Here is a 25,487-nt window from a genome sequence, read left to right as displayed (position 1 = left end):
CCCGCACCGTAGTGCAGATTCCTGCACTTGCGCAGAGTGGGCGTCCGGCGCGCTCACCTGCACTGATAGTGCAGAAATCCGCACTGACAGGGCAGGTGTCTGCACCGTCGGATGGTGGGGTGACGATCTTGCCGCCCGACCCGGACCGCGACGCCCTGCGTGTGACGCTGGCGCGGCTGAGGAACGCGCGCGAGTGGACCTTCGACGAACTCGCCGGCCGCAGCGGCCTGGCCCGGCGCACGCTGATCGACCTCGAACACGGCCGGGCCGCCGGTACCGTCACCACCTGGCACGCCCTCGCGCACGCCTTCGATGTCCCCATCGAGGAGCTGCTCGGCTCTCTTTGCGGCGACCACACCCCACCCGGATCCAAGGGCGCCTGACTCCGGTCGCGTCAGGCCTGGCGCGCTGTGCAATTCACCCGAACCGGCGAGCACGCACAGAACGCACACCCGCCGACTCGCATTGCCGTTCGACAGGGCTGGGCCGCGCGGGGGACTGCCCGCCCGCCAGCTCCGCCCTCGGGGCGTGTCACCTGGCACGGTCCTCGCCATGCGCCCCAACTCCATCCCCGGCTGCCACTGGGACGGCAGCCCTCGCACCGCCCCGGCGCGCCGTCCGCTGCGGGTGGCCGCCACCAGCCCCAGCCGCCTGCTGCGCGCCGGCCAGTGCGGCCGCTGCCCCCGGTGCGGCAACCGCATCGACCTCTACCCGCGTGCCGACGGGCGTCCCATCGCCCTGCATCCCGCCGAACTGGCCACCGCCCACGCTCCTGCCTCCTGCCACTGGCACCTGAGCTCCGGCATCGCTCACCCGCACGGCGACGGCAGTGCATGGTGCCGTATTCCGCACGCCGTGCTCTGCCCGCAGCGCACTCCCATCTGCCGAATCAGCCCGTCCCTCACGTCGGTGCGCCGCCAACTCGCCGTACGAACCCGGCGTCTGATCGACACCGGCGCCTTCATTCCCACGGCTGCCCCCACCAGCGCAGCGCCTGGCGGCCCCGACCGCCCGCTCGTGCGGATGCTGCTGGGCTACTACCTCGCCGACGGCCCCGTGGAGGCCATCCGCTGCGTAGCCCAGACGAGCCACCGACACCGCTGCCCCCGTCCCGTCCTGGCCCCGCACGCCCTGCCCGGGTCCTGGAAACTGCTGCCTATCGGCCACCTACTCGGCCAACTCGCCCTGCCCGAGCAGACGACGGCCGTCTACGACCTCAGCCAGCTGCCCCATGCCGAACAACGGCGCTGGCGTATCCAGCGCTGCCCCGCGCACGCCACCACCCACGGCGCCACCGACCTGGCCCTGGCCGGATGGCAGATCTTCGATCCCCTCCTGCACGCCCAGCACCTGCGTACCGGTCTGCCATACCCACCGGCACCCGGCAGCAAAGAGAAGTGATGATGCCGCACCATGCCCTGGAAATCCTCCTGACGCGCCCGCTGGTCCCGGCTGAGCTCCGTGACGCCGCCCGCGTGCTGCCGCTCGCGACCAACCACGACACCACCCGCCTCATGGCCCTCGTACGCGCCAAAACCCCCGGCCGCGCCGCACACCGGCTGCGCCAGCACCTCGCCACTCGGCTCCCCGTGGACGTGATCACCACCCACTACCCGGACGCCGACGGGCAGGTCCTGCTCAACCTCGCCTTCCCGCCCGCCGTCCACGCCACGATCCGCCACGCCGCCCATGAAGCGGGGCAGAGCCCGGAACTCTTCGTGAAGCTGGCCCTGCACCGCGCACTGGCCCAGCACGCCAGTGACGAGGCCGACCGGCTCGACCGGGCCGTGCAGCAACTGCTCGCCGGCACCACGGCCGCGCACCTCCTGGCAGCCGTCGGCCACGCCCTGACCCGCACCCCCGGAGCAGCCCCCGCATGAACCCGACCGACGAACAGACGGCCGCGGCCGACGCCTTCCACGCAGGCCAGCACCTCGCCCTGCAGGCCGGCGCGGGTACCGGCAAGACCACCACCCTGACCCTGCTCGCCCACACCACCAAACGCCGCGGCCGTTACCTCGCCTACAACCGGGCCATCGCCCAGGACGCACGCACCCGCTTCCCCGGCACCGTGCAGTGCAAGACCGCCCACGCCCTGGCCTACGCCGTCGTCGGCCACCGCTACACCCGCCGCCTGAACGCCCCCCGACGCCCGGCCTGGCAGACCGGGCAGGCCCTCGGCATCACCAAGGCGATCCGCATCGGCGACCGCGACCTCTCACAAAAGACCCTCTCCAACGCCACGCTGCGCACCGTGGCCGGCTTCTGCCACACCGCCGACGAGACGATCACCCGCCATCACGTCCCCCGCCTGCGCGGTCTGGAAGACAAGGACTTGCACACCCAACTCGCCGCCCACATCGTGCCGTTCGCCCAGAAGGCCTGGGCCGACCTGCAGCACCCCGACGACGGGGCCGTGCGCTTCGACCACGATCACTACCTGAAGATCTGGGCTCTCAGCCAGCCGAAGATCGATGCCGACTTCCTGCTGCTGGACGAGGCTCAGGACACCAACCCCGTCGTCGAGCAGATCTTTCTCGATCAGCGCGGCCACGCTCAGCTGGTGATGGTCGGCGACTCCGCGCAGGCCATCTACCAGTGGCGTGGCGCCAAAGACGTCATGACCGGCTTCGAGGGCACTCAGCTCGTCCTGTCGCAGTCCTTTCGCTTCGGCCCCCACCTGGCCCAGGAGGCCAACCGCTGGCTGGCCATCGCCGAGGCACCGATCCGCCTGTCCGGCACCCCTGCCGTGCCCACCGAACTCGGGCACCTCGCCCGGCCCGACGCTGTGCTGTGCCGCACCAACGTCGGCGCCATGGCCCACGTCATGGACCTGCTGGCCGCCGGATACCGGGTGGGACTGGCCGGGGGAGGGGACAGCCTGCGCGCCCTGGCCCTGGCCGCCCGTGACCTCAAGGAGGGCCGCCGCACCTCCCACCCCGAGCTGGTGCTGTTCCCCTCCTGGGGTGAACTGCAGGACTACGCAGCCCACGACCCGGCCGGACGTGACCTGCAGCCGCTGGTCGACCTCGTCGACACTCATGGCACTGACACCATCCTGGCCGCCCTCGCTCACCTCACTCCGGAGCAACAGGCCGGGGTGACCGTGTCAACGGCCCACAAGGCCAAAGGCCGTGAATGGCCCTGCGTGAAGATCGCCGACGACTTCACCCCACCGAAGGACACTGACCAGCACGACGACACCGGCCGCCCCGTCCCCGGACCGATCAGCGACAGCGAAGCCCGTCTCGCCTATGTCGCCGTGACCCGCACCCGCCTGTGCCTCGATCTCGGCGGCCTCTCCTGGATTCACGAGCACCCCGACGGAAATCCGCCGGCACGCTGACCCCCTGCGGCAGAACGGGAGCTGTCGGTGCGAGCGAACCGAAGCACGGGCGCGGCAGGACCTCAGCTGGTCCGTGGGCTGACATCCCCTTGGAAGCCGCTTTCCTTCCCGCCCGTTGGCGGAACGCGGGAGGGCCTGGCGTACGCGGCGTCCTCCGCGACCGGGGCACCGACTGGAGCGGTACGGCGGACAGGCCCGACGCGCTGCCCGCGCAGGACGACGGCGGGCGGGAGGGGGGCTTTGGCTGCGCGGTCTGCCGAGAACTGCCTAGGCATTCAGGCCGCCCGCTGTCCACAGACGGCCCCGGGCAGGCTCTGAGGCCATGAACACCAGTTCGCCGGCCATCGCCCGCAACAACAGGAAGGCGCCGCGCTGCGAGCGCCACGATGCCTTCCTCCATCCGGAGGAGCAGGCCGAGTTGGCCGCACGGTTCCCGGCCGGCCACCAGGCGCAGATGGCATTCCCACCTGGCCGCCTACACCCGCAACGCCTCTGCGGTCGCCGCGCTCTTGGGCACCCGCGCGCGTACGGTGCACCGTCACTGCCGCGGGTGGTCGCTGCCTCCCGGGCCCCGGCTGCGCCGTGCCCTGCGCCGCCGTGTCCTGGACCTCGTGTGCCCGCGGTGTCTGTCCGACCGGGCGGTTGAAGAGGCACGCCAGGCGAAGTGGGACGCCCGGCGCGCGGCCCGCCGGATTCCGCGTGAACAAGACCGTCCCCATCGCTGACCCGCAGGCCTGAGGAGAGACCCGTAGCAAGGGCCCGCGCGCGCAGGGTGATGAAGCTAGCTTCTGTGCATCACTGAAAGCAATTCACTTATATTCATGCGGAATTTGCATCGACTCGGATACAATGAGGGCGTGGGAATGACCTTGGAAGAGTCGCTGCGGCTGACGGTGGCCGCGTTGATGCAGGTGACGGGTGACTCGCAGCGGTCGGTCGCGGCAGTGCTGGGGCTGACGCAGACGCAGGTGTCGCGCCGGCAGTCGGGTGCCGTTTCGTGGAGCCTGCGCGACGTGGATGTCCTGGCCGAGCATTACGGCATCGGCGCCCTGGACTTGCTTGCGGGTCCGACCAGAGCATGCGAGGCGCTGCCCGCCGACCGGCGCCGTTCCGTCCGGGCCGAGACGAAGGGGGTGAGCCGGTGAGTGACTTCGACGCGATCGACTCGCTCCTCGACGCCGTCGGCCCGCAGGCCGAACTCCCGCCCTGCCAGGTACGCCGCGAGCTGCGGGAGCGAGCCCGGCTGTCCAAGGCGCAGGTGGCCCGTGCGCTCGGGGTGAGCCCGTCCACCCTCAGCGGATGGGAGAGCGGCCGGGACCCGGCCGGTGAGGTCCGCACCAAGTACGCGTATCTGCTGGACGGGCTGAACGCCAAGCTCACTAACGAGACCGAAACCACCACGGCGGAGCCGGCTGAGGAGCGGTCCGTGGCATCAGGCACTGCTGTGGCGGCCGTCGCCTCTACGTCGTCGACGGAACCCGGTCAGGACGAGGACGAGGTGGAGCTGCTCGCCGTGCCCGAGCCGTGTGTGCTGTGCGGGCGTCCGGCCCAACAGCGTGTGGCGGGGTTCTCTCAGCATCTGGACCCCTCCGGCTGTCAGGCAGACCCTGCACAAACCCCGAAGTCCTCGCTCACCGCGCCATCTGCCCAAGTGCCGCGTACGGCCCGCCGCCCCCGTCCGGCCAGCGGGAAAGACACGGCCCCGCGCGGGCGGGCGTTCCAGGAGCCGTCCGGGCCGGCCGACTTGATCCACGAAGCGGTGCACGCCGTGCTCGCCGAACACCGCGGCGACGTCGAGGCCGCGAGCGCCGTGTTGCTGAAGCGGGCGATCCCGGACGCGATGCGCCTGCTGGACGAGACCCGCAAGGGCGCCCGCTACGACGTGATCGCCCACCCCTGGATCCCCGATATCCTCAAGAAGCAGACCTCCAGGGGCGCCGACCAGATCTGGGAGGCCCGCCCGAAGTGGACGCGGACCGAACTGCCGCCCGGGAAGCACGAGGTCACCGCGCTCGACATCAACGGCGCCTATCTGAGCGCACTCAAGACCCACCTCCCGCTCGGCCAGCTGGAACACTCCACGGGCTTCGCCCACGACCGGCGCCGCGCCGGAGTCCACCTGATCACCCCGCCCGCCTGGGAGCACGACGCGGTGCTGCCCAACCCGATCGGCCAGCGCGACGAACCGGGCCCCCTGTGGGTCACCGAACCGACCCTGCGCCTGCTGCTGCGCCTGTCCGGCCCGAAGCACCGCCTGTGCGAGCCGCCCGAGATCCACGAGTCATACACCTCGGGAGCCACCGAGAACCTCCTGGAGAAGTTCCGGATCGCCCTCAAGGACGCCCGCGACACCGCGCTCGCTGACGGCGACGGGCTGACGCTGGAGTACGTGAAGGCGATGTACTCCAAGTTCGTGTCCACGATGGGGGAGTCGAACTACAACCGGGAGCTCTACCGCCCGGACTGGATGCACATCATCCGTTCCCAGGCCTTCGCCAACCTCTGGATGAAGGCGCTCAAGGCCCACGACGCAAGACTGCCCGTCGTGCGGGCGATGGGAACCGACGAACTCCACGTCATCGGAGACTGGCGCCGTGTCTTCCCTGAAGGCCGCGGTGTTACCGAGGTCAAGGTCAAGGACACGTACACCGCTGGAACCGATGCCGAAGCCAGCACGGGGGAGATGCAGTAGATGCCGGAGAAGAACATCGACTTCGGGAAGTTCGGCGCGAGCGGGATCAAGGGCAGCGAAGCCGTCGCCCGCCAGCTCGACTGGCTCGCCGCTCACATCGCCACCCCGGTGACCGCCAGGCGTGGCCTGATGGCACGCCTGCACTACCTGACGACGTCGGACAGGGCCTGGCAGGCAGCCAAGGACGCCGGACTGACAGTGAGCGACCGGACGCTGAAGGCATGGCTGCAGGGCACCCGCCGTCCCTCGAAGGCTAACCTGGAACGCATCGACGCCGCCTACAGGGCGGTGCGGCGCCGCAACGTCGCCCGCCACCTCACCGCCCGCCTCAACCGCGAGGGCCGCGGCACTCGCGTGGAGATCCACCCCCTCGACCAGTCCGGCGTGGCGCGCCAGCTCCAGCGGGTGGTGGCCCACAGGACGATGAACGTGCGCCGCTGGGACAAGATCGTCGCGTCCTGGGCGGCCGGCGACCACCAGGGCTTGGACGACGCCTGGACCGCCGATGTCCTGCCCGACCTGGGCTCCCAGTGGGGCCAGTACGAGTACGTCAAAAACATCGGCTTCGCCGCGTAGAAGCCGCCGTGTGACGCTGTCCCCTCTCGGGGCCCAGGAGACGGACGTGGTCGCCCCACCGGGGCGATCGCAGCGGTCGATCACACGGTGGGCAGGCCCGGAAGCCGGTCGTAGGCGGGATCGCCGGGGAAGGCGATGGACTCGATGTGCTGCGGCGGGATCGCGTTGCGGTAGAGGACGTCGGCGTTGGCGGGGGCGTAGCCGATGGCCTTGCCGACGAAGGTGTGCACCACCGATTTGAAGACGAGGTGCCTGCCGGGACTGGCCAGGTCCACGTAGGCGGTGACCAGTGCGGGCCGGCCCAGGCAACGCAGTCTCTGAGCAACGCCGTCAGGGTCGTCGCAGTGCTGCCAGTAGATCGCCTCGCCACCCCAGAAGGACAGCAGCCGCCACACCCCGTCGATGTCGTGGGCGGTGGCCTCGGCCGAGAGCGTCAGGCAGACCTGACCCTCTCGATTGCCCATCCTCTGCTTCCCCGGGGCGACCATGCTCTGGGAGCGCAGTACCTCCCGCTCAGCGGCGGTCAGATAGCCCCGCTCATGGGCCTGGTTCAGGCGGTCATCAACGAGAGCGACATCCAGGGGGCGCAGGCCATGGGCACGAAGCGCATCGGCCTCGTGGTCGAGCAGCCTGGTGCAGTGCTGCGCCTGCAGAAGGTGATCACGGAGCAGGTCGAGGATCTGCGCCTCCCGGTCCTCCAACTTCAAGTCGACGTACAGCTCCGGCTCGTCCGGTTCGGTTTCGTCGGCGATCTTGTAGATGAGTTCTGCCAGAGGCCCGGGCCAAGTGGCGGGGCTGTCTACATCCACGACGGGCCGACTGGTGGCGGCGTGAGCCAGTGTCATGGCGAGCCAGTATCCCACTGCCGGACCAACAGGCTCCGGACCGGGAAATGGGCCACGAGACCTGGACGATGAGCGGGGCCAGCGCGCCGGACGCCGCAGCTACGGCCAGGTCAGGCCGACCTCGAGGGCCAGAAAGGTCCGGAACCACTCGACTCCGGCCCATAATGGTCTCCAGCGCCCGCCGCCATGACGTACGGTGGTGTTCACCGACGCGGGGTGGAGCAGCTCGGTAGCTCGCTGGGCTCATAACCCAGAGGTCGCAGGTTCAAATCCTGTCCCCGCTACTGCAAGGTGGAGGGCTCACAACCGTACGGTTGCGAGCCCTCCACTCTTATGACGCCTACATGTTCGCGGCCGCCATGCCCAACTGCCAGGTCAGGCACGAGCGTTGGCTCACCGGACCGGTCCGGGACGCGATCCGGCTGTGCCCCGCCCCAAGCAGCAGCCCGTTTCCGCCCGCCGGACCGGGCGCGGGCACCCCCCTACGGTGACGCCCCAGCCACATCAGCAGCGCCTGACGCCCTTCAGCCACGTCCACCCCCCACTCGGCCATCAACTGCTCCACGCCTGCAAGCCATCGGGACCGGTCCGCCGTATCCCGCTGCCCCGCGCGTTCGAAGTCCAGCATGGCGTGCGCGAGTTCCGCGGCCTCCGGGTAGATCACCAGCGGGGCCGCCCGCATCTCCCGCGCGTCCAGCCCAGCCGTCCAGGCCCGCCGCACCCAGCACACGGTGTCCGGCATCCGCGTCCACCAGTACACCGCCACCTGGAAGGCATCGGCGAACAACTCCTCGCCGGCCGACCCCCACCGTTCGGCCAGCTGCTGGCGCACCTGGTGCGCCGTCACCGTCTCGGGCAGCTCGGCCAGCTGCACGAAGTCCGGACCGCGGCCGCGGGAGTCGTCCGACCAGTAACCGTGCCGCAGACAGACCTGCCAGCTGTCCGGCGACATCAGCCACACCGCCTCGCCGACCCCCAGGGCATCGGCACACAGCGGGCAGTACCGCACGAGGTGCCCCGCCACAGGCTCCCAGCGCCACCACCACTGCGCCGCCTCTGAGCCGGGCAGCAGCTGTTCTGCGCCCAGGCTCGGCAGATCCTGCTGCAGGAGACCAGCCGCACGGTCAGCAAGGACAGCCAGATAGCGCAGCCCCGCGTCGTTCACGTACATCTCGGTGGACTGCGGGTACTTCTCCACCCGCTCGGGGTACGCGGATGCCTCGCCCTGCCCGACGCGGTCGAGGAAAGCAGCCAGGCTCAGGCCGTTGGCGTGCGCGAGCCGGTTCACGAACGACCCCGTCGACTCACCCGGCACCGGCCGCACACGCAGCGGCAGCGGTCGGCGCGGCCCGTACAGGCCGGGATCGTCCAGCACCGCTGCCCTTCCGCCGAAGCCGTCACCAAGAAGCACCGTGACCGGCCCGCCAGCAGGCAGTCAAGAACACCGACACTCGTTCAGGTGAACCCAGGCGAACGCCCAGCCACGGCCTCGCACACTCCTTCCACCCTGTGAACCAGGTGCCTGTGCACACCGTCACCCGGGGGAGGACCATGGCCACGACGACACGCATCCGCCCGGACACGACCGCCCCCGCCCCCACGACCGCCTCGCGCCTGAAGACCCGCCTGCGCGGAGGCCAGCAAATCGCCGTCGACACCTCCGCCAGCAGCTTCATCGAGGGCTACCGCCGTGTCAGCGTCTACATGGCCACCGGCACCGGAAAGACCCTGGTGGCCCTGCACGTCGTCCAGGAAACCGCACCCCAAGGCGCCTCCCTGGTGGCAGTCCCCTCCCTGCGACTGCTTGAGCAGACCGCCGCGAAATGGCACAGCGAAGGACGTCCCGGCCGCTACCTCGGTGTCTGTTCCTCAAGCCACCCGGCAGACCCGTACCTGGCCGACGTCCTCACCATGGTGGGCACCGCCGACGACCTGGCCTGGCAGGCAGCCGACACCCCAGGACCGCTCAACGTGTTCTGCACCTACGACTCCCTGGACAAGGTCGTCGAAGCCCACCGCGACTTCCATCTGCCCCGCTGGGACGTCGTGGTCGCCGACGAAGCCCACCGCACCGCCGGTGACTACGACAAGCCCTGGGCCCGCATCCACCACGACGACAAGCTGCCCGCCCGCCACCGTCTCTACATGACCGCGACACCCCGTGCCTTCGACGAGAAGAAAGCCCGCGAAAAGGGCATCAACGCGGACACTGTCATCGCCTCCATGGACGACGTGAGCATCTACGGGCCCGTCGTCTACCGCATCTCCCTGAGAGAGGCGATCGATGAGGGGCTCCTCGCCGACTACCGCATCGCCGGCGTCGTGATCAGAGACGAAGACCTGCGGGGCCTCCTGAACCGGCTTCCCGCGAACACCTGGACCGGCGAAGCCTTGCGTGCCGCAGCCGCTCAAGTCGCCCTGCTGGTCGCGCAGCACCGCTACGACCTGCGCCGCACGCTGACCTTCCACCCCTGCATCGCCGCGGCGGACGTCTTCGCCGAAACACTCCACGAGACCGCGGCCCTCATGCCCCCGGCCTACCACGCGCCCCTGCAGGTCGGCACCGTCAGCTCCCGGCAGAGTCCCTTCGAACGCCACAAGAATTACACCGACTTCGCCTCCGCGCCCCTCAACACCCCTGCCTCAGAGCAGCCGCCCCGCCGGGCCGTCCTCACCAACTGCCGCTGCTGCGCCGAAGGCGTCGACATCCCCGCCATCGACTCCCTGCTCTTCGCCCATCCCAAGACCAGCAGCATCGACATCATCCAGTCCATCGGACGCGCACTGCGCCAGACCCCAGGCGACAACAAGGTCTCCACCATCGTCATCCCCATCTACATGGCACCCGGCGAAACCCTTGAGGAGGCCGTCAAGAAAACCGCCTTCCACCTGATCTACCGGGTCCTCATCGACCTCGACGTCTACGACGAGCACACCTTCCACCTCGTCGACCACTTCCGGTACCCGAGCGACCCCACCGCCACCCCCCAGATCGCCCCGCGCCCGGAACGCGCCGACGAGATCATCCCCGTTCTCGACCTGAACGATGTCATGGCCCCCAACCGTGTATGGGAGGCCGCCTTCGAGGTCGCCACAGACTTCCACCTCCAAAACGGCCACCTCGACGTCCCCAGCCGCTACCTCCACGACGGCCGCTTCTACCTCGGCTGGTGGATCGGCGCACAGCGCTCCATGTGCAAGAACGGCCTGCTCCTGCCCGAACGCATCGCAGCACTGGACACCCTCGGCATGATCTGGGAGCACCCCCCCCGCACAGCATCGAGCGCAAACTCCTCATCGCCCGCGACTACGTCACCCGCCACGGACACCTCGCCCCCCGGTGGGGCGAACACCACCAAGGCCTGCACCTGGGCCGCTGGCTCGCCGACAGCCGAAAGGAAGCCAACACCCGCCGCCTGCCCCACTGCTACCAGCGGGCCCTGAACGAGATCTACCCCTGGTGGAACACCAAAGGCAGAGCCGAATGGAAACGCACCTACGCCCGCGCCCACGCCGCCGCACGCGACAAGACCCTGATCTTCCCCGGCCCACACCAACTCACCGGCGCCCCCGTGCTGACCCAATGGCTGGCCGAGCAGATCGACAACCTCGCCGGGCTCGAGGACTACCAGCGCCACCTCCTGGGCGACCTCCCCATCGAGCACCCCCTGGCCCTCCTGCTGCGCCGCCCGCGAGGCTCTTCCCAACGGGCCTTCGCCCGAGGATTGAAGGCCGCCTACGCCTACCGCTGCCGCCACCAACACCTGGACGTTCCCTACAACTACACCTGCGAAGACGGCTTCGCCCTGGGAAGGTGGCTCGCCGAGAAGCGGCGTTTTCCGCAGGCCCTCTTGCGAGAACAACTGGACGCCCTGGAAGCCCTCGACATGCGCTGGATCTCACGCCACCGGCACCGCACACCCTGAACCCGCCGTACCAACCGGCAGAGCACGGGACAACGGGCGTCCCCCCGCTTGGGCCCCCGCACGAACAGCTGCACCAAATCCTCCCGGCAGCGCCCGCCGCACCCTCCAACAGACCCGGAACCCGAGCCCGGCTGACATCACCAGACGTACCGCAGCCCAAAGCACGAAAGAACCGAACGACCTCAACCCAGGAGTACTCCGGCATCATGACGACACCGCTCCACTCACCCGGCCGGCAGCCCGCTTTCCACATGAGCCTCACGCATGTCACGCTCCCCAGCTCACAGGTACAGGTCAACCGCCTGACCGAACTCATCAACGAAGTCACTCTTGGCACCAGCGTGATCGTGATCGTGGTGAGCCCCGCCACCCACCTGGCCGAGACCGACTTCGATCAAAGCCGCTTTATCTGGCCGACCTGGCAGGGAGAGACCATCCCCGAGGCCCACCAGAACTGGAAGGCAGTCTTCGCCACCCCGGACCGCACCTTCAGGGGCATCTACTACGAGGGCCCCACCCTTGAAGAGACGCAGACGTTCCGCGTCCCCAATACCGTTCTGTCCGACGCGATGTGGGAGATGGTCCAGAACGCACCCTGCGCGGTCCTGTGCACCGGCCTCACCGGAGACCCCTCCGCAGCCGAAATCACGACCGCCCTAAAAGAAGGAAGGCTCCAAGCAGTCCTGGTAGAAGCCCTGTTCGCCTAGCCTCCCCACCAGCCCCACGACATCCCCTAACGTTGCACGGACACGACCCACACCCACCGACCCGGCCCACTCCTCCCACAACACCACTCAGCGAAGGACACCCGACACGATGGATCTCGCCGGCCACCGATCCATCGCGCACTGAGGATCGTGTTTCATGCCCTCCGATGAGCCCATCGCCGAGATCTCCGCCGTAACCGCCTCCCGCGCCCGCCCCGCCCGGCTCCCCCTACGCCCGGACCAGCAGCGGGCCGTCGACAGCGCGGCACGTCACCTCGCGCGCGCACACAGCCGCGGGCACATGGTGTCGGCCTGCGGCACGGGAAAAACGCTCACCGCGCTGCGGACCGCCGAAGCCCTCGACACCCGGCACCTGCTCATCGCCGTGCCGAGCCTGGACCTCATCTCGCAGTGGGCCCGCACAGCCCGCAACGACGGACGCCCAGAGCCGATGATGGCCGTCTCGTCCCTGGCCGCGGCCAAGCACCCGGTCCTGGCCGGAGCAGGCGTCCACAGCACCAACAACCCGGAGTTCCTGGCGACCTGGCTGGCCCGGCACGAGCACGCCACCGTCTTCGTCACCCTCGACTCCCTCCCGAGGATCGAACAGACCCAGCACACTGGCGCTCCCGCACCCACCTTCGACCTCCTGATCGTCGATGAGGCACACCGCACCGCAGGGAGCTGGGACAAGGACTGGACCGTCCTGCACGACCACACCCGCATCCGAGCCGACCGCCGGCTCTACCTGACCGCCACCCCCTACGAATGGGATCCACCACGCCTGACCGAAGCACCCACCACCCGCCCCCAGCCCAAGCGCACCGCAGCCACCGCCCCCGCCTGGGACACCCCCGCCCTCGTCGCCTCCATGGCGGACATCAAAACCTTCGGCCCCCGCCTGCACACCTACAGCCACGCCGACGCCATCGAAGACGGAGTCCTCGCCGACTACCAACTGGTCGTTCCCACGATCACCGACACCCACCTGCGCACCGTCCTCACCACCCCCGGCACCTACTCCGGCTTCGGCCCGACCGCACGCCGCACCACCGCCCTGCACCTGGCGATCCTCAAAGCGATGACCGAACACGACCTCCACCACGTGATCGTGTACTTCCAGCAGGTCGCCGACGCCACCGACTTCGCCCGCCAGTTCCCCCACACCCTGCGCACCCTCACCGAAGCCCAGCGTCCCGCCTGGGCCGGCGACCTGGTCGTCCAGTCGATCAACGGCACCCACAACCCCGGCCAGCGCCACGACATCCTGACCGACTTCGCCGCCGCCGACCGCGCCGTACTGACCAATGCCCAGGTGCTGGGGGAGGGCGTCGACCTGCCGACCGTCGACGCCGTCGTCTTCGCCGACCGCACCGCCAGCGTCCGCCGCATCGTCCAAGCCCTCGGCCGCGCCCTGCGCAAACCCCCCACCCAGACCACCAAGACCGCCAGCCTCGTCATCCCCGCCTACATTCCCCATGGCGCCGATCCCACCGACCTCCTCGGCACCCCCTACGAAGCCCTCTGGCTCGTCACAGCGGCCCTGCGTCACCATGACCAGACCATCGCCGCCCGCGCCCCCCGCACCACCGCCAAACACCGCCTCGAACAAGGCACCCGCACGCTCCTCGCCCGCCGCTACCGCTTCGACTTCACCCTCGACCCCGACGCCATCGCCCAGGCCATGGACCTGATCGCCTGGCCCGCCGACGACGCAGCCCTCTCCGCCCCGCGTCGGGCAGGCCTGGCGGCTGCGACCCGCTTCCACGCCGAACACCACCACCTGCGCGTCCCCACCGACTACGAAGACGCCTACGGCTACCGGCTCGGCAGCTTCATCGCCGGCCAGCGCACCGCCCGCAGACAATGCCTCCTCACTGAGGACTGGATCGCCGAACTCGACGCGTTCGGCATGATCTGGGACGACCACGAAGCCGCCTGGCAGGGCCACCTCACCACCGTCACCGCCTTCCACACCGAGCACGGCCATCTCGCCATCCCTCTCCACGAGCCCGGCGGCCAGTTTCTTGTCAGCCAGCGAGCCCTCGCCCGCAACCACCGCCTCCACCCCGACCGCCAGGCCCAGCTCGCCGCCCTGGATCCCCACTGGACCCTCCCGCACGGCCCCGACTGGCACCGCAAATACCACCTCCTGCGACGCCACATCGAAGCCGGCCACAGCCCCACCACGCTGCGGCGCGACACGGTGATCGACGAGGTGAAGGTGGGAAGCTGGCTGCACCGCCAGTTCTCCACCTGGAACCAGCTCGCCCCCGGGCAACGCGACCTCCTGGCCCGCCTGCGGCTGACCCCGAACGCCACCGCCCTGCCCCCTGCGAGGCGGATGAGCCCCCCCGCGGCGAAGCGGCCCCGCCGTTCCTTCGAGCAGACCGCGCAGATCCTCCGGCTCTTCGTCGAGCACTGGAACCGCCCGCCCGGTGCCCGGGAATGGGTTGAGGTCGACGGAGAACGCGTCATGATCGGACCCTGGCTCTGCAAGACCCGTTCCAAAAGGAACGCCGGTCAACTCACCTCGGAACAAGATGAGTTGATGGCAGAGATTCTCAAAGCGGACTGGGCTGCCTGCGAATCCGGGTAGAAATCTCTTTTGGGTCACTGTCCCGGCGTCGGGGAAAGCGGCTAGGGCGGCCCGGTCGGGGTTTGCCGTCCCGCTTGCTTCCTGAAAGTTGGGCGATGGCCAGGCCGGTATCCGGGGCTGCCATACGCGATGTGTGTTTTCCGGCTGGCGAAGCCCCCGGCGACTGTGCGAGGGCCGTGAGCCATCCTCCTCGGTACACCTCAGCGCATGAAGGTGAGGGTGTTCTCAATGCCCTCTTCGAGGACCTCGTCTGCGAACTTCCGGCCGGAGAGGGCGCGGGACAGCTGCAACGTCTCCACCAAAATGGTGGAGAGCCCGGTGGCCTTCCCATGAGCGGACTGGGAGTCCTCAGGTGACGGGCGGGCGGCGATCTCGTCCAAAATGTCCCGCGCGCCGGTGTAGGCCTGCTTGGTCTGGCCCGCGCAGCGGTCGATCTCGTCGAACAGTGCGCAGCGTGCCGTAGCTCGCGACCTGCGTGCGCACTTGGTCGGCCATGACGTGGGCGATGAGGTCGTCCGTGGAGGCGAAGTCCGCGTAGAAGTCTGAGTTGGTGAGCCCGGCGTCCGACATCAGCGTGGAAGTGCCCGAGCCGTCTGTGCCGTCCTGCTTGAACCGCATCGTCGCTGAGGTTCCTCACGGTCTGCGGCCTGTGAGCGAGCGCACCGCTCACGCTGGGCGGCGACGGCCCTCACCGCCGCCGCCCAACCGCCAAGGGCCTGAGCCACCCTTGCGAGCGACTCCGCGGATGTCCCCGGCAGGCCGTGCGCGCGGCGAAGCTCGCGCAGTCCCGGGGAGCCCCGGAACTGCCACTCGGCCCCTGGCACGGAGCTGAGGGCTGCCGCCGCAGACAACCCGCAGCGCCATCCCTGGACTTCAGGACCGCACAGAGCCCTCAGTGTGGGCAGCGCGCAGTGAGACCTTGTCGATTTTGCCGACCGCGTTCTTCGCGATGGCTTCCACGACGTAGAACGCGGTCGGGCGCTTGAAGCCGGTGAGGCTGCGTGCGCAGAGGGACTGCAGTGCCGAGGGATCGACGGTCGAACCCGGTCGGGGCTGGACGTAGGCGACGACGACTTCGCCCCATTTCTCGTCGGGGACGCCGATCACGGCTGCCTCAAGCACCGACGGGTCACCGACGAGGACGTCCTCGATCTCCTTCGGGTAGATGTTCTCCCCACCGCGGATGATCATGTCTTTCGAACGTCCGACCAGGGTCAGGTATCCGTCAGCATCGAGCCGGCCGACGTCGCCGGTGTGCAGCCAGCCGTCGACGAGGACTTTCGCTGTTTCTTCCGGGCGGCCGAGGTAGCCCCGCATGACGTTGGGTCCCCGCACGACGACCTCTCCCTCCACGCCCGGCGGCACCTCGCTGCCTTCGGCGTCGACGATGCGGATCTCCTGGCCGGGGAAGGGCACTCCCACGGTTCCGGCGCGTCGGGGGCCGGCGACGGGGTTGATGGTGGAGGCGCAGGTTCCTTCGGACAGGCCGTATCCCTCGACGAGCGGGAACCCGTAACGGGCCTCGAACCGGGTCAGCAGCTCGGCGGAGGCGGGTGCCGCGCCGCAGACTCCGAAGCGCAGGGACGAGGTGTCCGGGCGGACCTGGTCCGGAAGCGCCGCGAGCATGCTGTAGATCGTCGGCACGGCGCTGAAGAAGGTGGGGCGCTCGCGCGCGACGACGTCGAAGAAGGTCTCGGGACGGAACCGGTCGGCGATGACGACGCTCGCGCCCGCCAGCAACGGTATGAGGGTGCTGACCACGATGCCGTTGACGTGGAAGAGCGGCAGGATCAGCAGGCACCGGTCGTCCGGCCCGACCTCCAGCGCCCGACGCCCCATGTCCGCCATGGCGTCGATATTGGCGTGGTCGAGCATCACGCCCTTCGGCACCCCGGTGGTACCGCTCGTGTAGATGAGGAGGGCCAGCGCGGAGGAGTCCGCATACGGTGCCTGAGCCGATCCCACCGCGTCTTCGTGCAGGTCGCCGACGGCGAGCACAGAAAGACCGCCCGGCACGACGGCCGCACCGTCGTCGACCACCAGCAGGCGTGTACCGGAGTCCGTGAGCTGTCGGGCCACTTCGACGTCGGTCATGCCCGGGTTGACCGGTGTGATGGTGGCGCCGAGCCGCCAGGCGGCGAACAGCAGGAGCACGAACTCGACGCGGTTGGTCAGCTTGAGGGCCACGACGTCGCCGGGGCCGATCCCGAGGTCCTTCAGGTGTCGTGCTGCCGCCTGGACGCGACGCAGCAGTTGGACGTTGGTGAGGGCCTGGCGGCCGTCCGAGACCGCGGCCCCGTCGGGGTCGAGGGCCGCGCGGCGGTCGGGCAGAGATGCGAAATTCATGGCGAGGGCGTACCTGTCTCGGTGTGATGCGATCCGGTCACGGAGCAGACGCGGCGGCTGCCGGGCTCAGCTGGCGGGTGAGGAACTCGATCTGGTCGCGCACCAGGACTTCGAAGGTGGCGCCGGTGTAGAAGTCGAAGTGGCCGGCGTCGTACCTCTTGATCTCTCCCTTGGGCGCGGTGTGCGCGTAGCGGAGGGTCTGGGCGGGAGGCGTGACGGAGTCGGTGTCGCTGACGCAGAAGAGGATCGGCATGGCGATCTTCTTGGCAGCGCGTCCGGGCCGGTAGGTGAGGATGGTCGGGATGACTCTCGCCGCCACCTCGTTGCGGAATGTTGTTCCGGGGGGCTGGAGCGCCTGGTATCCGGGCAGGGCGTCCGGGGCGTTCATGAGGGCCGACGCGCCGGGGGCGGCGGCGATGGGAACCATCACGGGCGGCTTTCCGCGGCCTCTGGCTGCCAGGTCGCGGGCTACCACGGGGAGGACTTTGAGCGAGGCGGCAGGGCCGAGCGCGAGCGCCGAGGCGAGACCGTCGGTGAACGGGCATTGCGCTACGGCCGCGCGCAGTTCGGGGTGGCGGGAGGCGACGGTGATGGCGTGGCCGCCGCCGAACGAGCTGCCCCATACGGCGATGCGGGTCCGGTCGACGTCCGTGCGGGCTTTGACGTAGGCGAGGGCGGCGTCCCAGTCGGTGAGCTGGCGCTTGATCGACAGGAGCTGGCGGGGGTGGCCTCCGCTGTCGCCGAAGTGCCGGTAGGTGAAGGCCACCGCGGCGATTCCGGCCTGTGCGAAGCGCTCGGCGAAGGCGTCCAGGCGCATCTCGCGGACGGCGCCGAGGCCGTGTCCGAGGATGACGACGGGCGGGGAGGTGACGCCCGTGGGGAGGTAGAGCCAGCCGGAACAGGTGCTGTCGCCGGAAGGGAACGTGATGTCGTGACGGGTGAAGGACTGCGCGGTGGTCATCGTCGGCTCACCGCCCGTGCGTCGGGCGACGGATCGGCGCGCTGCCCGACGCGAGGGACCGCGCGTAGGTGCCGGGTGTGTAGAGCGGGAGTTCGCCGGTGGCGTCCGTCGTCTCCATGTAGTCCTGCATGAGTTCCTGACTTTCCTTCGACATGACCCTGGCGAAGAACTCGGCGCGTTCGACATGCAGGCCCTCCTCCAGCGACAGGGAGCCGCCGAAGTACACCGCCCTCTTGGCGGCCTCGACCGTGCCCTTCGACCGCTTTCCGAAGTGCTCGGCGAGTTCGACCGCCTGCGCGACCACCTTGTCCTGCGAAACGACCGTGTCCACCGCCCCGTTGGCGAGGGCCTCCGCGGGCGTGAACGGCTTGCCTTCGAGAATCGCGGCCAGGGACCGGTGGGTGCCGATCAGACGGGTCAGCCGCTGGGTGCCGCCTCCCCCCGGGATGATGCCGAGGAGAATCTCCGGCTGGCCGATGAAGAAGTCCCCGTCCGCCATGACCCGCAGATCGCACGCCCAGGCGAACTCCGCGCCGAGCCCCAGAGCCGAACCGTTGAGGGCGGCCACGAAGAGGACGCCACTGCGGTTCATCCGGAGGAAGGTCGAGTGCAGACGCTCCAGCTGGAGGGCCCCCCGCATCGGGGTCCTGCGCAGCACGGCTGTGAGAAGACGGGACCGGTCCACGTGCTTCGCCATGCGTACGACTGCGGCGGCACCGCGCCGGCCGACCGTGGGGCTGCTGGCGCCCCCTTCCTGCAGCCACCGGACCGCGGCATGGCTGACGAATCGCTCGGGATGTGCTCCGGTGAAGACGACGGCACGGACGTTCGCATCACGGTCGGCTCGGGTCACGAGCTTTTCCAGCTGCTGGGCGATGTCCAGGCCGAACTCCTGGTGCGGGCCGCCGTCGACCCGGACGACCAGGACGGACCCGCGGTCCTCGATCGCCAGATGGCCCTTGTCTTTGTATGCCATGAGTTCTGCTCCTGTGCTGAGTTCATGGGGTGGAAGGCGCATGGGGGTGGAAGGCCCCTGGGGACAGCCATGGATGCGTGCCGCGGCGATGAGGTCGAGTCCGCCCCGAACACGCTGTGCCCGTACAAGGTGGCGGGAGACTGGACCAGCGCTGACGTGTCCCAGGACGAACGCCGTATCCAGATCGGCACGTCACATGCGATGTGTACTATTGCCGCGAAGAATTACATAACCAAGTTATTTCGGGTGTGTCAACGGTGGAGGCGTGCGGAACATGGCAGGGCGGGCGAGAGTCGACGACGCACCGGAACGGCTTGTGCGGGCGGCCATCGGTCTGCTGGCCGAACAGGGTCCGTCGGCTCTGAAGGTGCGCGCGGTGGCGTCCGCGAGCGGACTGTCGACGATGGTGGTCTACAGCCACTTCGGCGGGATCCCCGAACTGATGAGTGCCGTCGCCGACCACGGGTTCAAGGAACTCGGCAGAGCGTTCGCCCAGGTTCCGGTGACAAAGGACCCGATCGCCGAACTCCTGGCCATGAACTTGAGCTGCCGTCGGCTGGCCCGCGAGAACCCTCACCTCTACGACCTGATGTTCGGGCTGTCCACCCGGGCGACATACCGGCCTCTGCCGGAGGCGGACCTTCGCCTGAGCGGGCATTCCCCGGCCTTTCGTGAGGCCCACGCTCATGTCACCGCGGCATGCGAACGGCTCGTGGAATCCGGCCGGGTCGAGCGTCAGGAACCCGAGGTCATCGCCGCCCAGCTGTGGAGTTTCGTGCACGGTTACATCACCCTCGAACTGGCCGAGCACTTCGCCGAGTTCGACGACGCCGTGGTGCAGGTGCTCCTGCCTATGGGCGTGAACTTCTGTGTCGGGCTGGGTGACAAGCGGGAACGTGCCGAGGCCTCCCACGAGGCCGGCCTGCGCTTGTACGACTCGATCGTCCAAGGCCGCTGAGAAGTCGGGCGGTCGGGTGCTGTCCCGGGCGTGACTAGGACGACCTGGTCTCGGCGGCAGGGGTATCGGCTGGGGTGAGCTGGTCGTGCCTGCCCAGCGCTGCGACCTCGCGTTCGAGCGAGGGAACCGCCCGGGCGGCGAAGCGCCTTGCCCAGGGCCAGGCCAGCGGTGAATTCAGCGCCGCCTTGGCCCAGTTGGCCACGACGACCGCGCGTGGGACGTACACCCGGCTGCGTCGGCGCGCGAGCCCGTCGACGATCGCGGCGGCCGCCCGGTCGGCGCTGGTGGTGACGTTGCCCGGATAGGGCAGTCGCGCGCGCAGGCCCTGGAACGAGGGGAGGTCCGCCTCGGCGCCCCGGACGAGGTCCGTGTCGATCCAGGAGGGGTGCACCACACCAGCCGTGATCCCGAGGTGTGCCACCTCCTGGCGGTAGGTCAGGGCCAGCAGTTCGGCCCCCGCCTTGCTCGCGCCGTAGGAGGCCATCGCGGCCAGCGGCATGAACGACAGCGCTGACGCCACGACCAGCACGTGGCCCCGGCTGCGCTCCAGATGGGGCGTCGCGTACTTGAGGGTGCGGAACACGCCGTTCAGGTTGATGTCCAGGACCCGCTCGAACGACGCCTCGTCCGTCTGCCGCACCGTCCCGTACGCCACGACGCCGGCGTTGGCGATGACGAGGTCGATGCCGCCCATGACGTCAGCGGCCTCGTCGATCGCCGACCGCAGGGCGGCTCCGTCGCGCACATCGGCCTCACGCCAGGCGGCGGGACCCAGCCCGTCGGCGAGAGCGCGCAACCGATCGGCTTCGAGGCCGATCACGGTCACCCGGGCCCCTCGGGCGGCGGCGAGGCGGGCCACCTTCTCGCCGATGCCGCGTGCCGCTCCGGTGACAACCAGCTTCTTGCCCAGCAAGTCACGTTTCATGGCGGCAACATAACTTCGTTATTGAAGGAGCACAAGGGTCCGCGCACCGCTCGCGCTCGCCCCATCTGCTGGGTCTCAAGACTGGACGAACCTATGCTGGCCCTCATGAGGCGGACATCCTTTGCGCAGTGGCCCTGCTCGATCGCGCGGACCATGGATCTGCTCGGGGACTGGTGGACACCGTTGGTGCTGCGAGAGGCGTTCTACGGGATCCGGCGGTTCGACGCGTTCCAGGAGTCGCTCGGGATCGCCCGCAACACGCTGACGGACCGGCTGCGCCGGCTGGTGGACGAGGGGCTGCTGGAGAAGCGGCCGTACCAGACGGAGCCGGTTCGCCATGACTATGTGCTCACCGAGAAGGGACGTGACTTCTACGGTGTGCTGCTCGCGATGAACCGGTGGGGGGACCGCTGGCTGTCCGGTGAGGCGGGCCCGCCGGTGACGATGAGCCACGAGGCGTGCGGGCAGGAGACGCATGCCGAGGTGGTCTGCGCCGCCTGCGGCGAGCCCATGACCGCGGACAACACCCGCCCCCGGATGGGCCCCGGCTACCCACCACATCTGGCCGAACGTCCGGATGTGCGGGAGCGGTTCGCGGGCTGACTCGGCAGTGCCGTGGTGGCCACGTCACCCTTGACAGGTGGGTCTATCTACGCAACTTTACTGGCCAGGAGCTCAAGTGGGTGTTCCTGGCGGGCAGGGAGGCTGCGGATCATGGAGTGGACGGGCGCGTTCTACGCGGACAAGCCGACGGTCGAGGTCACCACGTGGATCGCCGCCGCTCCGACGCAGGTGTGGACGCTGGTCTCCGACATCGAGCTGATGCCGCGTATCAGTTCCGAGCTTCAGTCGGTGCAATGGCTGGACGGCGGGAGCGGCCCTGCTCTGGGAGCCCGGTTCGTCGGCCGGAGCAAGCATGACGCGTTGGGGGAGTGGGCCACCACGTCCCACATCGTCGAGTACGAGCCGCCGAGGAGGCTCGCCTGGGCGGTCGAGGATCCGCAGCACCCCACCGCTCTGTGGCGGTTCACCCTGGAGTCGCACAACGGCGGCACTCTGCTGCGGGAATGGATGCAGATGGGACCCGCCCGCTCCGGCCTGTCGTTCGCCATCGATCGTATGCCGGACAAGGAGCAGAAGATCGTCTTCGTGCGCATGCGGGAGTTCGAGGCCAACATGGCCTTCACCCTCGAAGAAATCAAGAAGCTGGCCGAGAGCCCCCAGGCCGCGGACGAGGCGGATGCCTGATGCGTACCTCCACCACGATCGAAGCGTCCGGTGGCGACTGGCGGGAGATCGTCGACTACGTCACCGAGGCGGAGCGACTCGGTCTGGACATCTGCTGGGTGGCGGAGGCGTGGGGCTCCGAGGCGCCCTCGCCGTTGGGGTATCTCGCCGCGAAGACGGAGCGCATGCTTCTCGGATCGGGGATCATCCAGCTCGGCACCCGCACGCCGATGGCCATCGCCCGCGCCGCGATCACGCTGGCGCAGATCTCCGAGGGGCGCTTCCTCCTCGGGCTGGGCCCTTCCGGACCGCAGGTGATCGAAGGGCTGCACGGTGTGCCTTTCGACCGGCCGTTGTCCCGGATGTGCGAGACCGTCGAGATCGTGCGACAGGCCGCCTCGGGGGAGAAAGTCTCCCACTCCGGGCGTGAATTCCAGATCCCGCTGCCGGGCGGGGAGGGCAAGCCCATGCGCCTGTCCATGCGTGCCGAGCACGACATCCCCGTCTACCTGGCCACCCTCTCGCCGAAGATGCTGCACCTGACCGGTGAGATCGCCGACGGCTGGCTGGGCACCAGTTTCGTACCCGAAGGCGCCAAGGAGGCGTACTTCGACCACCTGGACCGCGGCCTGGCGGGCGCCGGCCGTACGCGCGCCGACCTCGACATCTGCCAGGGCGCCGAGGTCGCCTTCGCGGACGACGAGGACGCGCTGCGCGCGATGGTGGCCGGACGCAAGAAGGAGCTGGCCTTCAGTCTCGGCGGCATGGGATCGGCGACCACGAACTTCTACAACAACGCCTACAGCCGCCAGGGTTGGGCCGAGGTCGCGGCCGAGGTCCGAACTCGCTGGCAGGCCGGGGACCGGGACGGCGCGGCCGGCCTGGTCACCGACGACATGGTGCTGGCGACCACGCTGATCGGAACCGAGGACATGGTGCGCGAGCGGCTGCGCGTCTGGCGCGACGCCGGTGTCGACACCGTCCGTTTCTATCCCGCCGGTGAGAGCCTCGACGCCCGGCTCGCCACCTTGGGCCGGGCCATCGACCTGGTCCGCGACATCGAGGACGAGGCGGCACAGCAACGACAGGCCATGGGTGCCGAGGTGGGTCGCCCTGTGCCGATGCCGTCCGCCCAGGCCCCCGTTCGGGTCAAGCGCGGGCCCTGAAGCCCTCGGCCGCCAGGCCCGACCAGCAGGGTGATCCCAGGCACCCTTGCTGCACTCCGCGAAGGTGGGGACCGCGCGGCGCGGTGGTCCAAGCGGCTCCCCGGATCGCAGCGCGGGTCGGACCTGGACGGCTGTTCACTGGTGCTCGCCGTCGCCCGTGACAGTCACGGCCGGCTCCTGGCCGCGACGGCCCTCACCGGGCCCGAAGGCGAACGATCTCGAATCGGCGGACGAGGGTGGTGGACTACTCATGTGGCCCGGTCGGCGCAGCAGGCGCAGCGTCCCCGGAACCTGATTTCCTCCTGCTGTTAAGCCCTTTTCGCGCCGCTCTGCTCTCTGAGAGCGTCGAACATGGAGGTGAGAGCGGGACTCTCGGCGAGGCTGCTCAACAGAGCGTGAAGCGAGTGCCGTTCAGTGGTGCCCAGGTCGGCGAGGATGTCGCTGTCGAGACCGACGAGTGTGCGGTTGAGGTCGGCCAGGACCTTGCGCCCGTCGTCGGTGATGTCGACGGCGTACCGGCGTCGGTCCTGCGGATCGCGTGTCCGCTCGGCGTATCCGGCCCGCTCCAGGTCGTCAAGACTCGTCACCATCGTCGCCGGGTCGATGCGCAGGAACGAGCCGAGCGCCAGTTGCGGCATGGCTCCATTGTCGGCCAGGGCCTGCAGCACGCTGTAGTGGCGCACTCGCAGGCCGGTACCGCTGATGCCGTCCTCGGCGATCCTGAAGGCCACCTGCCCGAGTTTGACCAGCAAGCAGATGGTGTGTTCGGCCACCGTCCCCGGTACCAGCGGAGCCTCGGACATCGTTTATCCCGCCTATGGTTAGCCCTGCGTATCGTCTGGGTCCATCGTACGAGAAGGCCTGAGATGGCCGGACCCATGAGGTGACCGGACCGGGGCAGCGATGCGATCTCGGTGCGCTGAATCGGGGCTCGAGGGCAGGAATGCGCGGGGCCGTCAGCCGGCGATGGTCCGGCCGAAGATCTGCCGGGCTATGACCCACTTCTGGATCTCGTTGGTGCCCTCGTAGATCTCGCCGATCTTGCTGTCCCGGTAGATCGCCTCGACGGGGCCAGGGCTTCCGCCGGCGCCCAGTTCGCGGGCGAAGCCGAGGCCTCCGAAAGCCTGGACGGCGTCGCGCGCCATGTCCACCGACAGCTTGGTGGCGTAGTACTTCGCCATCGCGGCCTCGGGTTCCGGGGACGGGTTGCCGGCGTCCAGGCGCAGGGCGGCCTTGGTGACGAGGGTGCGGGCGTTGTCGATCTCGGTGGCCCGCTCGGCGAGCAGGAACTGCCAGTGCTGGTTGGCGGCCACCGGCTTGCCGAAGGCGTGTCGAGTCGACAGGTGGGCCACGGTGTGGTCGAAGGCGGCCTGTGCCATGCCGACCCCGGCGGCCGCAATGCCGATCCGGCCGTAGGTCAGTGTCGACAGTGCGTGGCGCAGTCCCTGTCCCTCGGCGCCGCCGAGGAGGTCGTCGTCGGACAGGTGTACGTCCGTGAAGCGGATGTCCGCGGTGAGCTGGCCGCGGTTGCCCATCTTGCGGTCGGCAAGGCCCACTTGAACGCCCGGAAGTGCTGTGTCGACGATGAACATGCTCAGCCGCTCGCCGGTGCGGGCGAGAACCACCACGAACGCGGCCACGGGCGAGTTGGAGATCCACCGCTTGTGGCCGTTGAGCACCCAGCCGGTCTCGGTGCGTACGGCCTCGGTCCGGACGGCCTGCGGAGACAGGTCGCTGGAAGCGTCCGGCTCGGTGGTGGCGAACGCGCCGACCACCGAGCCCTCCGTGACCTTGGGCAGCCAGCACTGCTGCTGCTCCTCGGTGCCCTGCCGCAGGGCGTTGCCCGCCAGGATGCAGTGCACGTCGAAGACGGCCGCGACGCTGCTGGAGTAGTAGGCGAGTTCCTCGATCGCTGCGGCGGTGGCGGTCGCCGGGTGGGTCAGGCCGTCGCCGCCGACCTCGCCGGGGAAGGGAATCCGGAAGACCCCCGCCGATGCGAGCGCGTCGAACACCTTTCGGGGGAAGCCGTCCGTGCGCTCGTCGCCGTTCGCGATCGCCGCAGCGTGCGGAGCCACTTCTTGCTCCGCGATCCGGCGCACGGCGGCGCGGACGGACTGGGTCTCTTCGGGGGCCAGGAGCTCGTGGTAGAGCCGGTCGCTCTGGCGTGCGGGAGTGGAAGCCATACGCGGACGATATCATTCGCATCACATATGATTAGTTCACCAATCGATTGTGGA

The 25,487-nt window shown here is 69.2% G+C and carries 22 protein-coding genes, 1 tRNA gene and 3 pseudogenes; 17 read left to right on the top strand and 9 right to left on the bottom strand.

Annotation, left to right across the window (positions count from 1 at the left end; genetic code table 11):
- The first annotated feature begins 119 nt into the window (after window positions 1-119).
- The 7 genes from ACFZBT_RS22375 to ACFZBT_RS22345 all read left to right on the top strand — a co-directional run bounded on the left by ACFZBT_RS22375 (window position 120) and on the right by ACFZBT_RS22345 (window position 6,614).
- Window positions 120-383 (top strand): helix-turn-helix transcriptional regulator, encoded by a 264-nt coding sequence (locus tag ACFZBT_RS22375; RefSeq protein ID WP_003995367.1) that lies wholly within the window; start codon window positions 120-122, stop codon window positions 381-383.
- 169 nt (window positions 384-552) lie between these two features.
- Window positions 553-1,401: a DUF6083 domain-containing protein gene (locus tag ACFZBT_RS22370; RefSeq protein WP_391106072.1), complete on the top strand. Its 849-nt coding sequence runs from the start codon at window positions 553-555 to the stop codon at window positions 1,399-1,401.
- Complete coding sequence (locus ACFZBT_RS22365; RefSeq protein WP_391106070.1) at window positions 1,398-1,880, top strand: hypothetical protein; 483 nt, start codon at window positions 1,398-1,400, stop codon at window positions 1,878-1,880. Before ACFZBT_RS22370 ends, ACFZBT_RS22365 begins: the two co-directional genes overlap by 4 nt.
- On the top strand, window positions 1,877-3,346 hold the full coding sequence (locus tag ACFZBT_RS22360; protein WP_391106068.1) for a UvrD-helicase domain-containing protein: 1,470 nt from the start codon (window positions 1,877-1,879) through the stop codon (window positions 3,344-3,346). Before ACFZBT_RS22365 ends, ACFZBT_RS22360 begins: the two co-directional genes overlap by 4 nt.
- Before the next feature lie 857 nt (window positions 3,347-4,203).
- The gene (locus tag ACFZBT_RS22355) at window positions 4,204-4,491 is read left to right on the top strand and encodes a helix-turn-helix domain-containing protein (RefSeq protein WP_037885115.1); all 288 of its coding nucleotides are present in this window, start codon (window positions 4,204-4,206) and stop codon (window positions 4,489-4,491) included.
- Complete coding sequence (locus ACFZBT_RS22350; RefSeq protein ID WP_391106065.1) at window positions 4,488-6,038, top strand: helix-turn-helix domain-containing protein; 1,551 nt, start codon at window positions 4,488-4,490, stop codon at window positions 6,036-6,038. Before ACFZBT_RS22355 ends, ACFZBT_RS22350 begins: the two co-directional genes overlap by 4 nt.
- A complete protein-coding gene (locus ACFZBT_RS22345) occupies window positions 6,039-6,614 on the top strand; it encodes a transcriptional regulator (protein ID WP_391106063.1) in 576 nt (191 codons plus the stop codon).
- Window positions 6,615-6,694: 80 nt separating this feature from the next.
- Here the strand turns inward: ACFZBT_RS22345 and ACFZBT_RS22340 are convergent, their stop codons facing one another.
- Window positions 6,695-7,459, bottom strand: coding sequence for a hypothetical protein (locus tag ACFZBT_RS22340; protein ID WP_391106061.1), 765 nt, complete (start codon window positions 7,457-7,459; stop codon window positions 6,695-6,697).
- Between the two features lie 210 nt (window positions 7,460-7,669).
- On the opposite strand from ACFZBT_RS22340, the gene ACFZBT_RS22335 reads away from it, so the two are divergent.
- Window positions 7,670-7,743: transfer RNA gene (locus ACFZBT_RS22335), tRNA-Met, on the top strand.
- A 56-nt stretch (window positions 7,744-7,799) separates the two neighbouring features.
- Here ACFZBT_RS22335 and ACFZBT_RS22330 read toward each other — a convergent pair.
- On the bottom strand, window positions 7,800-8,834 hold the full coding sequence (locus tag ACFZBT_RS22330) for a TniQ family protein (protein WP_391106059.1): 1,035 nt from the start codon (window positions 8,832-8,834) through the stop codon (window positions 7,800-7,802).
- Window positions 8,835-9,010: 176 nt separating this feature from the next.
- Between ACFZBT_RS22330 and ACFZBT_RS22325 the strand changes: the two are divergent.
- From ACFZBT_RS22325 to ACFZBT_RS22305, 5 genes and pseudogenes are all read left to right on the top strand, one after another.
- Window positions 9,011-10,651, top strand: a pseudogene (locus ACFZBT_RS22325) (DEAD/DEAH box helicase family protein); the annotation flags it as partial.
- Window positions 10,630-10,851: pseudogene (locus tag ACFZBT_RS22320) on the top strand (hypothetical protein); the annotation flags it as partial. The pseudogenes ACFZBT_RS22325 and ACFZBT_RS22320, both read left to right, overlap by 22 nt.
- Before the next feature lie 180 nt (window positions 10,852-11,031).
- Window positions 11,032-11,385, top strand: coding sequence for a Helicase associated domain protein (locus ACFZBT_RS22315; protein ID WP_391106281.1), 354 nt, complete (start codon window positions 11,032-11,034; stop codon window positions 11,383-11,385).
- 206 nt (window positions 11,386-11,591) lie between these two features.
- Complete coding sequence (locus tag ACFZBT_RS22310; RefSeq protein WP_391106057.1) at window positions 11,592-12,092, top strand: hypothetical protein; 501 nt, start codon at window positions 11,592-11,594, stop codon at window positions 12,090-12,092.
- Between the two features lie 157 nt (window positions 12,093-12,249).
- On the top strand, window positions 12,250-14,691 hold the full coding sequence (locus ACFZBT_RS22305) for a Helicase associated domain protein (RefSeq protein ID WP_391106055.1): 2,442 nt from the start codon (window positions 12,250-12,252) through the stop codon (window positions 14,689-14,691).
- A gap of 200 nt (window positions 14,692-14,891) precedes the next feature.
- Here the strand turns inward: ACFZBT_RS22305 and ACFZBT_RS22300 are convergent.
- The 4 genes and pseudogenes from ACFZBT_RS22300 to ACFZBT_RS22285 all read right to left on the bottom strand — a co-directional run.
- Window positions 14,892-15,315, bottom strand: a pseudogene (locus ACFZBT_RS22300) (TetR/AcrR family transcriptional regulator); the annotation flags it as partial.
- Window positions 15,316-15,564: 249 nt separating this feature from the next.
- Window positions 15,565-17,037 carry an AMP-binding protein gene (locus tag ACFZBT_RS22295; RefSeq protein WP_391106053.1) on the bottom strand — a complete coding sequence of 491 codons (1,473 nt, stop codon included), beginning with the start codon at window positions 17,035-17,037 and terminating at the stop codon, window positions 15,565-15,567.
- A 37-nt stretch (window positions 17,038-17,074) separates the two neighbouring features.
- Window positions 17,075-17,998: an alpha/beta fold hydrolase gene (locus tag ACFZBT_RS22290; RefSeq protein WP_391106051.1), complete on the bottom strand. Its 924-nt coding sequence runs from the start codon at window positions 17,996-17,998 to the stop codon at window positions 17,075-17,077.
- 7 nt (window positions 17,999-18,005) lie between these two features.
- Window positions 18,006-18,974: an enoyl-CoA hydratase-related protein gene (locus ACFZBT_RS22285; RefSeq protein WP_391106049.1), complete on the bottom strand. Its 969-nt coding sequence runs from the start codon at window positions 18,972-18,974 to the stop codon at window positions 18,006-18,008.
- A gap of 274 nt (window positions 18,975-19,248) precedes the next feature.
- On the opposite strand from ACFZBT_RS22285, the gene ACFZBT_RS22280 reads away from it, so the two are divergent.
- The gene (locus ACFZBT_RS22280; protein ID WP_391106047.1) at window positions 19,249-19,932 is read left to right on the top strand and encodes a WHG domain-containing protein; all 684 of its coding nucleotides are present in this window, start codon (window positions 19,249-19,251) and stop codon (window positions 19,930-19,932) included.
- 34 nt (window positions 19,933-19,966) lie between these two features.
- Here ACFZBT_RS22280 and ACFZBT_RS22275 read toward each other — a convergent pair whose 3' ends face one another.
- Window positions 19,967-20,857: a short-chain dehydrogenase/reductase gene (locus ACFZBT_RS22275; RefSeq protein WP_391106045.1), complete on the bottom strand. Its 891-nt coding sequence runs from the start codon at window positions 20,855-20,857 to the stop codon at window positions 19,967-19,969.
- A gap of 105 nt (window positions 20,858-20,962) precedes the next feature.
- On the opposite strand from ACFZBT_RS22275, the gene ACFZBT_RS22270 reads away from it, so the two are divergent.
- The 3 genes from ACFZBT_RS22270 to ACFZBT_RS22260 all read left to right on the top strand — a co-directional run bounded on the left by ACFZBT_RS22270 (window position 20,963) and on the right by ACFZBT_RS22260 (window position 23,250).
- Window positions 20,963-21,460, top strand: coding sequence for a winged helix-turn-helix transcriptional regulator (locus ACFZBT_RS22270; protein WP_391106043.1), 498 nt, complete (start codon window positions 20,963-20,965; stop codon window positions 21,458-21,460).
- A 111-nt stretch (window positions 21,461-21,571) separates the two neighbouring features.
- Complete coding sequence (locus ACFZBT_RS22265; RefSeq protein WP_391106041.1) at window positions 21,572-22,105, top strand: SRPBCC family protein; 534 nt, start codon at window positions 21,572-21,574, stop codon at window positions 22,103-22,105.
- Entirely contained in the window at window positions 22,105-23,250 is a 1,146-nt protein-coding gene (locus tag ACFZBT_RS22260) for an LLM class flavin-dependent oxidoreductase (RefSeq protein WP_391106039.1), read from the top strand. Before ACFZBT_RS22265 ends, ACFZBT_RS22260 begins: the two co-directional genes overlap by 1 nt.
- A 308-nt stretch (window positions 23,251-23,558) precedes the next feature.
- Here ACFZBT_RS22260 and ACFZBT_RS22255 read toward each other — a convergent pair whose 3' ends face one another.
- Both ACFZBT_RS22255 and ACFZBT_RS22250 read right to left on the bottom strand, forming a co-directional pair.
- The gene (locus tag ACFZBT_RS22255; protein WP_391106037.1) at window positions 23,559-24,053 is read right to left on the bottom strand and encodes a MarR family transcriptional regulator; all 495 of its coding nucleotides are present in this window, start codon (window positions 24,051-24,053) and stop codon (window positions 23,559-23,561) included.
- 153 nt (window positions 24,054-24,206) lie between these two features.
- Window positions 24,207-25,433, bottom strand: a complete 1,227-nt coding sequence (locus tag ACFZBT_RS22250; RefSeq protein ID WP_391106035.1) for an acyl-CoA dehydrogenase family protein — start codon at window positions 25,431-25,433, stop codon at window positions 24,207-24,209.
- Window positions 25,434-25,487: the final 54 nt, after the last annotated feature.

Source organism: Streptomyces sp. NPDC008137 (assembly GCF_042957035.1).
GTDB lineage: Bacteria > Actinomycetota > Actinomycetes > Streptomycetales > Streptomycetaceae > Streptomyces.
The sequence above is the reverse complement of the archived record's forward strand: the minus strand, read 5'-3'. Positions and strand labels throughout refer to the sequence as shown.